Raw genomic sequence first — 14,072 nt, 5'->3', positions numbered from 1 at the left:
CGACTGGACGTCTCGATTGGGGTATCTAGCTCAGTCGATGCTTCCATCGCGCATCGGCGGGGACAATGGTGTTTCGGAAAAGTTTCGGAACGTTTTGGTCGCGCGAGGCATGGCGTGGCGTGGCCGGTCACCCGGGGTGCGGGTACCGGCCACGCCACGCCGCCTCGGCGGTCAGGAGACGGTGCAGGCGGAGCCGTTCAGAGTGAACGCGGTGGGCCTCGGGTTGGCGCCGGTGTGGGTGCCGTTGAAGCCGAAGCTGGTCGACGCGCCCGGCGCCAGCGTCCCGTTGTAGGACAGGTTCGACGCGGTCACCGCCGTGCCGGTCTGCGTCACGTTCGCCGACCAGGCCTGCCCGACCTTCTGGCCGCTGTTGCCGAACGTGAACGCCAGCGTCCAGCCGTTGATCGCAGTGGTGCCGGTGTTGGCGACAGTGATGTTCGCGGTGAACCCGGTGTCCCAGGTGTTCGCCGTCCAGGTCACCGCGCAGGAGCCGCCGGCGGGTGGGGCCGTGGTGGTCACCGTGACGCCGGGCGAGGTGGGTGAGACGTTGCCGGCCGCGTCCACCGCCACCACTGTGAACGTGTACGTGGTGGAGGCGGTCAGCCCGGTCACCGCCAGCGTGGTGCCGGTGGCGGAGCCGACCAGGACGTTCCCGCCGCGGTAGACGCGGTACCCGGTGACGCCCACCGCGTCGGTGGACGGGCCCCAGGTCAGCGTCAGGCCGGTCGGGCCGACCGCGGAGGCGGTGGGCGTGCCCGGCGCGGTCGGCGGTGTGGTGTCCGGCGCCGGGCCGGCCGGCGTGGTGACGCTGACGGCAGCCGACGACGCGGACCGGTTGCCGGCGCCGTCGAGTGCCCGCACTGTGAACTGGTACGTCCGCTCCGGCGCCAGCCCGGTCACCGCGAGCGTGTTGGTGGTGGCGGTCCGCAGCACCAGCGCGTCGCTTCCGGTCTGCGACTGGGTGATCTCGTACCCGGCCAGGCCGCTGCCGCCGGTGTCGGTGGACGCGGCCCAGGTCAGCGTGAGCCCGCTCGACGTGACGGCGGACGCCACAGGCGTGCCGGGCACTGTGGGCGCGGTGGTGTCAGGGGTGACCGGGCCGGGCTCCTCGCCCCAGACGCGGACGCCGCCGGAGTAGAGCGGCACCTTCCGGTTCGGCCCCGCGGTGGCCTGGTAGGACGGGTCGTTCGCCGGATCCCAGGTGCCGCCCTCCGGCACCCCGATCTTGAACTGGACCTCCATCCGGTGCTGCGACTGCCCGGCCGGCGCGATGGTGTAGCCGGTGCAGTCGACCTCGACGTACCAGATGTCACCGGAGAACTGCTTCGCCGTCGACGGCGACGGGCAGCCCTGGGTGTAGCCGGGCGTGACGGTGACCGGTCCGGTGCCGTCGGGCCGGAAGAAGTACCGGAACTTTCCGGTCGTCAGCGCCCGGGCCGGGAACGCCGACTTGTTGTAGATGATCGCCTTGAGCCCGGTGGCGCGCGGCTCGGCCTGCATCACTGTGGTCTCCACTGTCAGCTCGTCCATGTCGGGCGTCTCGGCGGACGGGAAACCGGCGCGCGGGCTGCCGCCGTACTCGTTCGTGAGCCGGGCCAGCGCGGAGGTGAAGCCGGCGTTGTAGTCGGTGGCGACCTCGTTCATCACGTAGTCCGACCGGCTGTCGGTGTACGCGTCGTTGGCCGAGGACGGGCCGCCGACCAGCGCGCCGTAGAGCACGTGCCGGGTCTCGGTGGGCACGGTCTGGCTGTCCCACCAGGAGCCGTGCGCGGTGCGGTGGTGCGGGTTGCGCGGCGAGTTGGTGCCGAAGCCGATCTGGTAGCTGGAGTTGCGCGGGTTGTCGCCGAGCGCGTAGTTGATCTGCCGGACCGCGAAGTCGTGGTAGCGCGCCTTACGGGTGGTGTCCGTGGTCCTGTCGCTGTAGACGAGCGCGGCGAACGCGGTGTTGGAGGCGTACCGCAGCGCGCCCCACGAGTCGAGCACCGCCATCCCGCCGGGCGAGTACGGCACCCGCTGCCCGTTGACGCCCACCGTCCAGTAGTCGAGCCACCGGTTGGCGTCGTCGACGTACTTCTGCTTGCCGGTGAGGTTCGCCAGCAGCACGTACGCGCCGAACTGCTTGTTGTCCCAGGCGATGGTCCACTTGTAGGAGCGGGTGGTGGACTGCGGCTCGGTGCCGAGCTTGTCGTACTCGCTCTCGGCCTTGGCCAGGTAGGTGGCGTCGCCGGTGGCCCGGTACAGCCAGATCGCGCCCCACACCAGTTCGTCCTGGTAGCCGCTCCACGACTTGTAGAAGCTGGTCGCGTCGGTGATGCACTCGTGGTAGTTCTTCCGCACGGTGTCGGCGAACGTGTAGAGCTGCTTGGCGTGGCCGAGCAGCTTGTCCGCGTAGGCCGCGTCGGTGGACCGGAACACCATGGACGAGGCGGCCATCGCGGCCGCCGTCTCCCCCGCCAGGTCCGCGCCGCCACAGCTCGCGTCGATCTTGTACGCGGGCCGCGCCATCGGCATCACCTCGGCCGGACCCCACCACTTGTGGTCGTCGTCGCCCTTGCCGACCTGTCCGTAGAGGACGTTCGCGGCGGGGTGCGCCTTGACGAAGTAGTCGTTGACGAAGCGCAGGTTGTTCAGCAGGTGGGTGAGCTGGCCGGAGGCGACGTACCCGTCGCGGTACTCGACCGCGCCCCACGCCAGCATGGTGGCGCTGAACGCCATCGGGAAGCCGAACTTCACGTGGTCGCCGGCGTCGTACCAGCCGCCGGTGAGGTCGACGCCGACGTCGGCGCCGTCGGTGAGCGCCGAGTCGCCGCGCCAGGAGACCCGGTTCCAGGAGGGCTTGCGGCCCGACTGCTGCGCCTCGTAGAAGAACAGCGACTTCTGCAACGCCTCGGCGTAGTTGAACGCGGGCGCGGCCTGTGCGGCGGAGGCGGACGCGGGTGGCGGGGCGGCGACGGCCGTGGCCAGGCCGACGGCCAGCGCGGCGCCGGCGGCGAACAGCCGGCGGAGCCGGGACCGGCCTCCCGGCGGCGGAATCGGACGGGGCATGGCGAGCTCCTGTGGCTGGCGCCGGGCGGCAGCCGGAGCGGGGACGGTATCGCAGGGCTCCGGCTGCCGCGTGGTGGTGGTGGTGGGGTGTCCTCGAGAGGTTCGGGAGCGCTCCCATGGACAATCGACAATGTAATGCGCCGTTCATCACAGGGGAAGAGCGTGCTGATCCGGGCCGCCCGGGCGTACTCACGGGTAACCATCGGGAGCTGGATCACACCATCGATATTTGTCGATATAGAGCGTGTTCGGTCCCAGCTCAGCGGCATCGTCACGGTGGTGAATGCAGCCGCCGGGGCGTCGTCGGCGGCGCGGCCGTCCTGGCATACGAGCGTACGGTTGCCCGGCCGCTCCGGCCCGCGGGACAGTACGCCTCACCTGCGGTGCCATCGACGCCGCCGCTCCCCGGACGACACTGAGGAGATCGCGATGGCTCTACGACTCGCCGAGGGCACCTCCTGGTCCGACACCCTCGCCCGGGCGGTGGCCGCCACGCCCGAGGCGTTCGGCACCGGCCCCGACGGCACCACGACGCTGCACAACCTCGTCCAGGGCGACTGGCGCGCGCTCGGCACGCCCACCGCCGTACGGACCCCGGTGGACAACACGGTGCTGGTGAACCTCGCCCGGCTCGACGCCGAGACGGCCCGCGCCGCCGTCGCCCACGCCGCCGACGCGCACCGGGAGTGGGCACAGACCCCGCTGGCCGAGCGCGTCGCCCGGGTCACCGACGCCCTCGACGCGCTCACCGCACACCGCGACCTGCTCGCCCTCCTGCTGGTCTGGGAGATCGGCAAGCCGTGGCGCCTGGCCTGCGCCGACGTGGACCGCGCGCTGGACGGCGTGCGCTGGTACGCGCAGGAGATCGAGCGGATGCTCGCCGACGGGCGGGAGCCGCTGCCCGGCCCGGTCAGCAACATCGCCTCCTGGAACTACCCGATGAGCGTGCTCGTGCACGCCGAGCTGGTACAGCTGCTCGCCGGCAACGCGGTGATCGCCAAGACCCCGTCGCAGGGCGGCGCGGTCTGCCTCACCGTCGCGCACGCGCTGATGCGCCGCGCCGGGCTGCCCGCCACGCTGCTGTCCGGCAGCGGCGAGGAACTGTCCGAGGTGCTCGTCCGCGCACCGGAGATCGGCGCGGTGGCGTTCGTCGGCGGGCGCTCCAACGGCGGCAAGGTCGCCGCCGCGCTGCTCGACTGCGACAAGCGGCACTTCATCGAGCAGGAGGGCCTCAACGCCTGGGGCATCTGGGACTTCTCCCAGTGGGACTCGCTCGCCGCCCACCTGCGCAAGGGCTTCGAGTACGGCAAGCAGCGCTGCACCGCGTACCCCCGGTTCGTGGTCCAGCGCGACCTGGTCGACGAGTTCCTCGACATGTACCTGCCTGTGGTCCGCTCGATCCGGTTCGGGCACCCGCTCGCCGTCGGCGACGACTGGTCGGCCGGCGACCCGCTGCCCGAGCTGGACTTCGGGCCGCTGATCAGCGGGGCGAAGGCCGACGAGCTGCGGCGCAAGGTCGACGAGGCGGTACGCGGCGGCGCCGTGCCGCTGCACCGCGGCAAGCTCGACGGCGCACCGTTCCTGGACGGGCAGGACACGTCCGCGTACGTCGCACCGGCCGTGCTGCTGGCCCCGCCCGGCCGGTCCCGCCTCATGCACGCCGAGCCGTTCGGCCCGGTCGACACCATCGTCGTGGTGGACACCACCGACGAGCTGCTGGCCCAGATGAACGCCTCCAACGGCGCGCTCGTCGCGTCGCTCGCCTGCGACGACGAGGAGCTCGCCGGCAAGCTGGCGGTGGACCTCCAGGCGTTCAAGGTGGGCATCAACAAGCCGCGGTCCCGGGGCGACCGGGACGAGCCGTTCGGCGGCCGGGGCGCCTCCTGGAAGGGCGCGTTCGTCGGCGGTGACCTGCTCGTGCAGGCGGTCACAGTCGGTGGTGACGGCCGGCTCTACGGCAACTTCCCCGACTACAACAGCTACCCGGCCACCTGATCGCACACAGACGGGCGGGGCCCCCGCATCGGGAGCCCCGCCGTGTCACCGTCCCCCGTATCGGAGGTCGGCCCGGGTGGCGCGTGACCGCGCCGGTTCCGGCCGTCGGGCCGTACCCCTCGGGTGTGCCGCGCCGTTGCGGCGCACCTCCGGGGTCCGGCCGGCGGCCGTCAGTTCAACTCGACCGCTGTGCCGGCACCGTCACCCCGGCCCGCGCGGCCGGCTCGGCCGGCGGCCGTGCGGCCAGCGGCAGCGTCGCGGTCAGCACGCCGCCGTCGCGTTCCATCGCCACCGGCCGGTCCAGCCGGCGCAGCGTCCGCAGCATCGGCGTGTTCTCGGACTGCACGTGCAGCAGCACGGCGGCGTATCCGGCCCGGTCGGCGTGGCCCACCAGGCGGCGCAGCAGCGCCGAGCCGAGGCCCCGGCGCTGCCAGTCGTCGCGGACCAGCAGCGCCGCCTCGGCCTCGTCGCCCTCGCCGAGCAGGTTCGCCATCGCCACGACCGGCTCCGCCGCCCCGCCGGAGCCCGCCGTGGCGAGCAGTGTCACGCCCCGCGCCGGTTCCAGCAGCCGGCGCAGCCGGGCCGGCGACGGGTCCGCCGCCCCGCTCAGGTAGCGCCGCTGCCGGCTGCGGGCCGAGCAGGCGGCGTGCAGGTCGCGTACGCCGGGGACGTCCTCGGCGGTCGCGGCCCGCACCGACACCTCGCCGCCGTCCGGCAGCACCAGCGTGATCCGGTCGGCGTCCCGCCGGGCCAGCGTCGCCGCCAGCTCGACCAGGGCCTGCGCGCGGGCGTACTCGGCCGGGGTGAAGCTGGGCTCCCGGCGGTGCAGTTCGTGGGCGCCGCCGGCCGGGTCGGCGAGCACCATCGTGGTGCCGCCCACCCCGCCCGGCGCGGTGGCAGGCGTCGGACGCCAGGTCACCAAGTCGGCGCCGAGCAGCGTGCGCAGCACCTCGCCGGTCGCCTCCGGGTCTCGCACCAGCCGCCCGGCAAGCCCGAGCAGCCGGGTCGGCTCGTCGGCCAGCCCGCGCGCCCCGCTACGCGCGATCCAGCAGTCCCGGCCCCGGCCCCGCTCCACGGCGGCCCGCAGCTCCGCCTCGGTCACCTGCTCGGGCGCGTCGACCAGGAAGTCGTCGACCGCGCCGGCCTCGGTGGTGTGCACCTGCACGCTGAGGATGTTGACCCCGCGCAACGCGAGGCTCGCCGTGAGCACCGACAGGTAACCCGGCCGGTCGTCCACCGTGGCTCGGATCCGCCAGAGCGCCATGGTTGTCTCCCTTCCTCGGCACCGACCATGCCGTGCGCCTGTTGCGGGCCCGTTGCCCCCGGGTGACGCAGGCCGTCCGGTCAGGTGACGGTGGTCACGGGCGGCGTGCCGACCAGGTCCAGCCGGTCGCCGAGGATCACCGCGCCGGCGCGGACGAGCTGGGCGAGCCGGTCCACCTCGGTGGAGTGGAACCCGGCGGCGGCGAGCGGTTCGCTGTGGTCGCGGGCGACCACGAGCACCAGCCCGGCCCGGCCGAACGGCGCCACCGCGTAGTGGTGCCCGTCCGGGCTCGTCATGGCGCGCGCCCGCAGCGGGGTCACCTCCGGCAGCCGCGGCGGCACCGGCGCCCGCCAGCTCGCGTGCCCGATCGCGGCGACGCCGGCCTCGCCGCTGCGCGAGGCCCAGTCCAGGGGTACGACGGCGACCACCGCCCAGTCCGCGGCGAGCAGCCCCGGCACCGCGTCGACGAGCGTGGCCACCCCGTCGACCGGGTTCGCCGCCACCTGGGCGAGCAGTTCGGCGTCCTGCCCGGTGGTGGTGGGCGCGCCGATCGCCCGCCACACGCCGTCCACCCGGACGCCGGGGATCGCTGCGAGCCCGGCGAGCATCCGCTCCACCCGCGCCGCACCCGGCCAGACCACCGTGAAATCGTCCACCGCCCGGCCGCCGAGCCGTTCCAGCACCACCACCTGCACGATGTCCGCGCCGGAGACGCCGAGTGTCCGGGCCACCTGGCCGAGCGTGCCCGGACGGTCCGGCAGGGTCACCCGAACTCTCAGCAGCATGTCTGATCCCCTCCGCTCGGCGGGCCGGCCGAGCGGCCGGCAGGCTGGGGCCCAGCCTGCCGGTTGACCATTTCGCCCCTGTTGCAAGGGCATGTCCCGCCGGGAAAACCCGACCTTGACAACAAAGCTGAGCTGCCATCAACTAATCGGATGACCGATCCGGCCGCCGATGTCGCCGCGCCCTCGACCGGTCCGGCCCCGCGCGGGCTCGACCTCGACCGGCTCGCCGCCCACCTGGCCGTCCACCGGCCGGACCTGAGCGGGCCGCTGTCGGCGCGGCTGATCGCCGGCGGCAAGTCCAACCTCACCTACCTGCTGCGCGCCGGCGACCGCGAGGTGGTGCTGCGCCGGCCGCCCCTCGGGCACGTGCTGGCCACCGCGCACGACATGGCCCGGGAGCACCGGGTGATCTCGGCGCTCGCGCCGACCGGCGTACCGGTGCCGGAGGCGCTGCTGCTGTGCGCCGACGAGAGCGTCATCGGCGCGCCGTTCTACCTGATGGCGAAGGTCGACGGCGAGGTCTACCGGCGGCGCGAGCAGACCGACGCGCTCACCGCCGCCCAGCGGCGCGACCTCGCCATGGCGATGATGGACACGCTCGCCACGCTGCACCGGGTCGAGCCGGCCGAGGTGGGGCTGGCCGACTTCGGCCGCCCGGAGGGCTACCTGGCCCGGCAGGTGCGCCGCTGGGCCGGCCAGCTCGACCGGTCCCGCAGCCGGCCGCTCCCCGGCATCGACGAGCTTCGCGACGCGCTGGCCGCCAGCGTGCCCGAGGGCGCGAACGCGGGCCGGATCGTGCACGGCGACTACCGGCTGGACAACCTGCTCGCCACCGTCGACCCGGTGGCGGTGCGGGCGGTGCTCGACTGGGAGATGGCCACGCTCGGCGACCCGCTGGCCGACCTCGGGCTGCTGCTGACGTACTGGGACGTGCTCGGCGACAGCGACCACGGCGAGGGCAACCCGGTGGCCGACGGCATCGGGCCGCGCGCCGGCTTCCCCACCGGCGCCGAGCTGATCGAGCGGTACGCCGGGCGCAGCGACGTCGACGTCGGCCCGCTGCACTGGCACGTGGCACTCGGCTGTTTCAAGCTCGCGGTGATCTGCGAGGGCATCCACTACCGGCACACGCTCGGGCAGACGCTGGGCGAGGGCTTCGACCGGATCGGCGACATGGTGGCGCCGCTCGTGGCACACGGACTGCACGAGGTGAGGGAGAGCTAGATGGAGTTCGCGTACGACGACCGGACGGTCGAGCTGCGGCAGCGGCTGGAGGCGTTCCTCACCGAGTGCGTGTACCCGGCCGAGCCGGTGCACCACGAGCAGGTGGCCGCGGCCGGCGACCCGTGGGCCCGCCCGCCGGTGATGGAGGAACTCAAAGCCGAGGCGCGGGCGCGCGGGCTGTGGAACCTGTTCCTGCCCGACGCCCGCTACGGCGCCGGGCTGACCAACCTCCAGTACGCGCCGCTGGCCGAGCTGACCGGCCGCAGCCCGCACCTGGCCCCGGAGGCGCTCAACTGCGCCGCGCCGGACACCGGCAACATGGAACTGCTCGCCGAGTTCGGCTCCGAGGAGCAGCGCAAGCAGTGGCTCATGCCGCTGCTCGCCGGTGAGATCCGGTCCGCGTTCTGCATGACCGAGCCGGAGGTGGCGTCCTCCGACGCGACGAACATCGCCACCCGGATCACCCGCGACGGCGACCACTACGTGATCAACGGCCGCAAGTGGTGGTCGTCCGGGGCGATGGACCCGCGCTGCGAGATCTTCATCGTGATGGGCAAGACCGACCCGGACGCCGACCGGCACCGCCAGCAGAGCATGATCCTGGTCCCCCGTGACACCCCCGGCGTGACCGTTCGGCGCGGGATGCGGGTCTTCGGCTACAGCGATGCCCCGCACGGCGGGCACGCCGAGATCGACTTTTCAGACGTCCGGGTGCCGGTGGACAACCTGGTCGGCGAGGAGGGCACCGGGTTCGCCATCGCCCAGGCCCGGCTCGGCCCCGGCCGGATCCACCACTGCATGCGCCTGATCGGCATGGCCGAGCGGGCCCTGGAGCTGCTCTGCCGGCGCGTGCTCGACCGGATCGCGTTCGGCCGCCCGCTCGCCGAGCAGGGCGTGGTCCGCGAGTGGATCGCCGAGTCGCGGGTCCGGATCGAGCAGGCCCGCCTGCTGGTGCTCAAGACCGCGTGGCTGATGGACACCGTCGGCAACAAGGGCGCGCACAGCGAGATCCAGGCCATCAAGATCGCCACGCCGCTGATGGCCGAGTGGGTGATCGACAAGGCCATCCAGGCGTACGGCGGGGCCGGGGTCAGCCAGGACACCCCGCTGGCCGAGCTGTGGGCGCAGGCCCGCACGTTGCGCCTGGCCGACGGCCCGGACGAGGTCCACCGCGCGTCGCTGGCCCGCCGCGAACTGCGCCGCTGGTCCTGACCGCTCCCCCGTCGCCGGGGGTGGGTCAGCCGGAGGCCCGGTGGATCAGCTCGGTGTCCAGCAGCACGTGCGGGGAGGGGACCTCCTCGCCCCGGATGCGGGACACCAGCAGCCGGGCCATCTGCCGGCCCATCTCCTCCACCGGCTGGAACACGGTGGTCAGCGGCGGCTCGGCCTGACGCGCGATCGGGGCGTCGTCGAAGCCGATCACCGCCACGTCCTCGGGCACCCGGCGGCCGGCCTCGCGCAACGCGCGCAGCGCGCCGAACGCCATCAGGTCGGAGGCCACGAACACGGCGTCCAGCTCCGGGCAGACGTCGAGCAGCCGGCGCATGGCCGCGGTGCCGCTGCCCTCACTGAAGTCCCCGTACGCGATCAGGCCCGGGTCGACCCGGCCGCCGGCCGCGCGCACGGCCTCCTGGTAGCCGGAGAGCCGGGCCAGGCCGGCGCCCATGTCCTGCGGGCCCGCGATGGTCGCGACCCGCCGGCGGCCCTGGCGGAACAGGTGCTCCACCGCCTGCCGCGCGCCGCCGACGTTGTCCATGTCGACGAACCACGCCGGCTGCGCGTTCGGGTGCAGCATCCGCGCCGGACGGCCGCCGAGCACCGTCGGCAGGCCGCGCTCCTCCAGCAGCGTGGGCAGCGGGTCGGCGTCGTGCAGCGACAGCAGGAGTACGCCGTCCACGTGCTGGTTGGTCAGGTGGTGCTCGACCCGTTCGCGCTCGATCGGCGACTGCACCATGGCCAGCCAGAGCTGCATCGGCGTCTCCACCAGACCGGAGCTGACGCCCCGGACGATGGCCGCGAAGAACGGCTCGGTGAAGACCCGCTCCCCCGACTCGGACACGACCAGTGCGACCGAGTCGGTCCGCTGGGTGACCAGCGCACGGGCGGCACGGTTCGGCACGTACCCCAGTTCGGCGATGGCCTGCTGGACGGCGGCCCGGGCCTCCGGACTGACCTGCGGCGAGCCGTTGACCACGCGGGAGACCGTGCCGCGCCCGACGCCGGCGCGGGCCGCGACCGCGTCGAGGGTCGGACGCCCGAGCGAGCGGGTGCGCTGCGTTGTCATCGTTGTGCTCCTCCGACGGTCGGGCGGACCCGGCACCGATTGAGGCGTCGGCGCCGGGCCGCCCGTTACTGGCTGGCCCAGCTTATTGTGCGGGCAGTCCGTTGCGTCGGATCACGTCGGCGTACCACCTGGCGCTGGACTTCGCGATCCGGGCCTGGCTGTCGTAGTCGACATAGACCATGCCGAACCGCTTCGTGTAACCCCAGGCCCACTCGAAGTTGTCCAGGAGCGACCAGGCGAAGTAGCCCTTGAGCGGCACGCCGGCCTCGATCGCGGCGTGCGCCGCGCGCAGGTGCGCGGCGAAGTAGGCCAGCCGGTCCGGGTCGTCCACCCGGCCGTCGACCAGCTCGTCGACGAACGCCGAGCCGTTCTCGGTGACGTAGAGCGGCAGGTCGGTGTACTCCCGGTGGACCCGCTCCAGCGTCTCCACCAGGCCCGGGGCGTCGATCTCCCAGTCCATGTCCGTCACCGGGACACCCCGGGTGACGAACCGGACGTCCTCGCTGCCCGGCCAGCAGGACGGCGCCCGCCAGTAGGGCTCCGGCTCCGCGCCCTCGACCGGCGCGGCCACCACGTGCCGGCTGTAGTAGTTGACCCCGACCATGTCCAGCGGCGTGGAGATGGTCGCCAGGTCACCGTCGCGCACGTGCCCCATGTCGGTGACCTGACGCAGGTCCGCGACGAGGTCCGCCGGGTACGACCCGCGCAGCACCGGGTCCAGGAAGAACCGGTTCGCCAGCGCGTCGATCCGGCGGGCCGCGTCGGCGTCCGCCGCCGAGCCGCTCGCCGGGGTCACCGGGTACAGGTTGACTGTGATGCCGAGCTGCGCGTCCGGGCGGACCGCGCGTACCGCCTGCACGGCCAGGCCGTGACCGAGCATCAGGTGGTGCCCGGCCCGGACCGCGTCCGCGCCGTCCCTGCGGCCCGGCGCGTGCACGCCGGAGCCGTAGCCGAGGAACGCCGAGCACCACGGCTCGTTCAGCGTGGTGAAGTACTTCACCCGGTCACCGAGCGCCTCGGCGACCAGGTGGGCGTACTCGGCGAAGCGGGCCGCGGTGTCCCGGGCCGGCCAGCCGCCCGCGTCCTCCAGCGGCTGCGGCATGTCCCAGTGGTAGAGCGTCAGCCACGGCTCGATGCCGTGGCCGAGCAGCTCGTCGACCAGCCGGCGGTAGAAGTCCATGCCCTCCTGGTTGACCCCGCCGGTGCCGCCCGGCTGCACCCGCGGCCAGCTCACCGAGAAGCGGTACGACCGCAGGCCCAGGTCGGCCATCAGCCGCACGTCGTCAGGCATCCGGTGGTAGTGGTCGCACGCCACGTCGCCGGTGTGCCCGGCCACCGTCCGGCCCTCCGTGTGGCTGAAGGTGTCCCAGATCGACGGGGCACGGCCGCCCTCCGTCGCCCCGCCCTCGATCTGGTACGCGGCGGTGGCCGCGCCCCAGAGGAAGTCGGACGGGAAGGTGAGGGCCGGACCGGCGTCGAGGACGCCGACAGCGGGCGGGCTTGCTGGGTTGCTCACGACTTGACGGCGCCTTCCATGATACCGCCGATGATCTGGCGGCCGAACAGAACGAACACGACGAACAGGGGCAGGGTCGCGATCAACGTACCGGCGAAGATCTGCGAGTTGTCGGCGAAGTAGGCGGTGTTGAGGCTGCGCAGCGAGATCTGGACGGTCGGGTTGGACGGGTCCGCCAGCACCACGAACGGCCAGAAGAACTGGTTCCACTGCTCCATGAAGGTCAGCAGGCCCAGCACCGCGGCGGCCGGACGCAGCGCGGGTGCCACCACGTGCCAGTACACCCGCCAGGTCGAGCAGCCGTCCACCCGGGCGGCCTCGATCAACTCGTTCGGTACCGCCTGCTCGGCGTACTGGCGCATCATGAAGATGCCGAAGCCGCCGATCAGGAACGGAACGGTCACCGACGGCATGGTGTTCAGCCAGTCGAGCTTGGCCATCAGGATGTAGAGCGGCAGCACGCCGAGCTGGATCGGCACCATCATCGAGGTGAGGATGATCAGCAGCAGCGCGTTCTTGCCCCGGAAGCGGAGCTTGGCGAACGCGAAGCCGGCCAGCGAGCCGAAGAACACGGTCGCGACGGTGATCGTCCCGGAGACCAGGAACGAGTTCATCAGGCCCTTGACGATGTTGGCGTCGCTGTTGGCGAGCACCCGCTCGATGTTCTCGCCGAGCTTGCCGCCGGGCAGGAACGGCGGCGGCCAGGAGTTGGCCGCGTCGTTCGTCCGGCTGGCGATCACGATCATCCAGTAGAACGGGAACAGGGACAGCAGCACGCCGAAGATCAGGCCGATCATGGTGAGCGGGCTGGCCTTCCAGAGCCGCTCGGCCCGGTGGGCGGTCTTGACCGGCGGACTCTGCCGGGTGGGCGGGCGGACGGCGGTGGTCGTCATCTCGTCACCTCACTTGTCGGAGCTGATGCGGCGGGCGAGCAGGTAGTTGATCGCCGACATCAACGCGATGAGCACGAAGAGCACGAGCGCGACCGCCCCGGCGTAGCCCCACCGGAAGCGCTGGTTCATCACGTCGAGCAGGTACATCGTGATGGTCTGGAACTGGCCCTCCGAACCACCGGAGAGACCGCCCGAGCCGCTGGTGAACAGCAAGGGCTCGGTGAACAGCTGGAGGCCGCCGATGGTGGAGATGATCAGCGTGAAGATGATCGTGGGGCGCAGCTGCGGGACCGTGATGGACCAGAACTGGCGCCGCCGGGAGGCGCCGTCCAGCGCCGCGGCCTCGTACATGTCCTTGCTGATCGACTGCATGGCGGCCAGGTAGATCAGCGCGTTGTAACCGACCCAGCGCCAGTCGACCATGGTGGAGATGGCGAACCAGGAGGCGAAGCGGTTCGCCCGCCAGTCGATCGGGTCCAGGCCGACGCTGTCGAGCAGCCAGTTGACCAGGCCGAAGTCCTTGGCGTAGATCATCGAGAAGATCAGCGCGACCACAGCGGTCGAGGTGATGATCGGCATCGCGATGGCCATCCGGAAGAACGTCTGCGCGCGCAGCTTCCGGTTCAGCGCGTTGGCGAGCATCAGCGCCAGCAGCAGCTGGGGCACTGTGGAGAGCAGGAACATGCCGAACGTGTTGACCACCGCGTTCCAGAACTGCGGATCCTCGGTGATCAGTTCGACGAAGTTGTCCATCCCGACGAAGGAGATCGTCGAGTTCAGCGGCGACCGGTCGGTCAGCGCGATCCAGACCGTGTACGCGATCGGGTACACGCCGAACACGGCGAAGATCACGAAGAACGGCAGGACGTACAGGTACGGCGAGTACTTCAGGTCCAGCCGGGTCATCGAGGCGGCGCGGCGGCGTGTGTGCCGTGCGGCGCGGGGCGCGCCGGGCTCGGGCGGCGCCGCGGCGTGCAGGTCGAGGCTCATGGGGAGTCCTTCTCCTCGGCCGGCGTCACCCGCCACACGGGCGACGCCGGACTCTGCGGGCACCGCGGGTGGCGCC

Annotated in this window: 10 protein-coding genes; 3 read left to right on the top strand and 7 right to left on the bottom strand. The window is 72.4% G+C overall.

What is annotated here, in order from left to right; translation table 11 throughout:
- Positions 1–171: 171 nt before the first annotated feature.
- Complete coding sequence (locus tag ML5_RS09675; protein WP_013474555.1) at positions 172–3,045, bottom strand: glycoside hydrolase family 9 protein; 2,874 nt, start codon at positions 3,043–3,045, stop codon at positions 172–174.
- Between the two features lie 429 nt (positions 3,046–3,474).
- Here ML5_RS09675 and ML5_RS09670 point away from each other — a divergent pair, with 429 nt between their 5' ends.
- A complete protein-coding gene (locus ML5_RS09670; RefSeq protein ID WP_013474554.1) occupies positions 3,475–5,040 on the top strand; it encodes an aldehyde dehydrogenase family protein in 1,566 nt (521 codons plus the stop codon).
- A 175-nt stretch (positions 5,041–5,215) separates the two neighbouring features.
- Here ML5_RS09670 and ML5_RS09665 read toward each other — a convergent pair whose 3' ends face one another.
- Positions 5,216–6,304 carry a GNAT family N-acetyltransferase gene (locus ML5_RS09665; RefSeq protein WP_013474553.1) on the bottom strand — a complete coding sequence of 363 codons (1,089 nt, stop codon included), beginning with the start codon at positions 6,302–6,304 and terminating at the stop codon, positions 5,216–5,218.
- A gap of 80 nt (positions 6,305–6,384) precedes the next feature.
- The gene (locus tag ML5_RS09660; RefSeq protein ID WP_013474552.1) at positions 6,385–7,089 is read right to left on the bottom strand and encodes an amino acid-binding protein; all 705 of its coding nucleotides are present in this window, start codon (positions 7,087–7,089) and stop codon (positions 6,385–6,387) included.
- Between the two features lie 150 nt (positions 7,090–7,239).
- Here ML5_RS09660 and ML5_RS09655 point away from each other — a divergent pair, with 150 nt between their 5' ends.
- On the top strand, positions 7,240–8,313 hold the full coding sequence (locus ML5_RS09655; RefSeq protein WP_013474551.1) for a phosphotransferase family protein: 1,074 nt from the start codon (positions 7,240–7,242) through the stop codon (positions 8,311–8,313).
- The gene (locus tag ML5_RS09650) at positions 8,314–9,525 is read left to right on the top strand and encodes an acyl-CoA dehydrogenase family protein (RefSeq protein ID WP_013474550.1); all 1,212 of its coding nucleotides are present in this window, start codon (positions 8,314–8,316) and stop codon (positions 9,523–9,525) included.
- A 25-nt stretch (positions 9,526–9,550) separates the two neighbouring features.
- Here ML5_RS09650 and ML5_RS09645 read toward each other — a convergent pair whose 3' ends face one another.
- The 4 genes from ML5_RS09645 to ML5_RS09630 all read right to left on the bottom strand — a co-directional run bounded on the left by ML5_RS09645 (position 9,551) and on the right by ML5_RS09630 (position 13,996).
- A complete protein-coding gene (locus tag ML5_RS09645) occupies positions 9,551–10,597 on the bottom strand; it encodes a LacI family DNA-binding transcriptional regulator (protein WP_013284859.1) in 1,047 nt (348 codons plus the stop codon).
- Between the two features lie 82 nt (positions 10,598–10,679).
- Positions 10,680–12,113 carry a GH1 family beta-glucosidase gene (locus ML5_RS09640; RefSeq protein WP_013284858.1) on the bottom strand — a complete coding sequence of 478 codons (1,434 nt, stop codon included), beginning with the start codon at positions 12,111–12,113 and terminating at the stop codon, positions 10,680–10,682.
- The gene (locus ML5_RS09635; RefSeq protein WP_030274682.1) at positions 12,110–12,910 is read right to left on the bottom strand and encodes a carbohydrate ABC transporter permease; all 801 of its coding nucleotides are present in this window, start codon (positions 12,908–12,910) and stop codon (positions 12,110–12,112) included. The genes ML5_RS09640 and ML5_RS09635 overlap by 4 nt, the downstream gene beginning before the upstream one ends.
- 105 nt (positions 12,911–13,015) lie before the next feature.
- Entirely contained in the window at positions 13,016–13,996 is a 981-nt protein-coding gene (locus ML5_RS09630) for a carbohydrate ABC transporter permease (protein WP_013284856.1), read from the bottom strand.
- Between the last annotated feature and the right edge of the window lie 76 nt (positions 13,997–14,072).

Source organism: Micromonospora sp. L5 (genome assembly GCF_000177655.2).
In the GTDB taxonomy this organism is placed as follows: Bacteria; Actinomycetota; Actinomycetes; order Mycobacteriales; family Micromonosporaceae; genus Micromonospora; species Micromonospora aurantiaca.
This window is presented reverse-complemented; position numbering and strand designations above follow the sequence as displayed.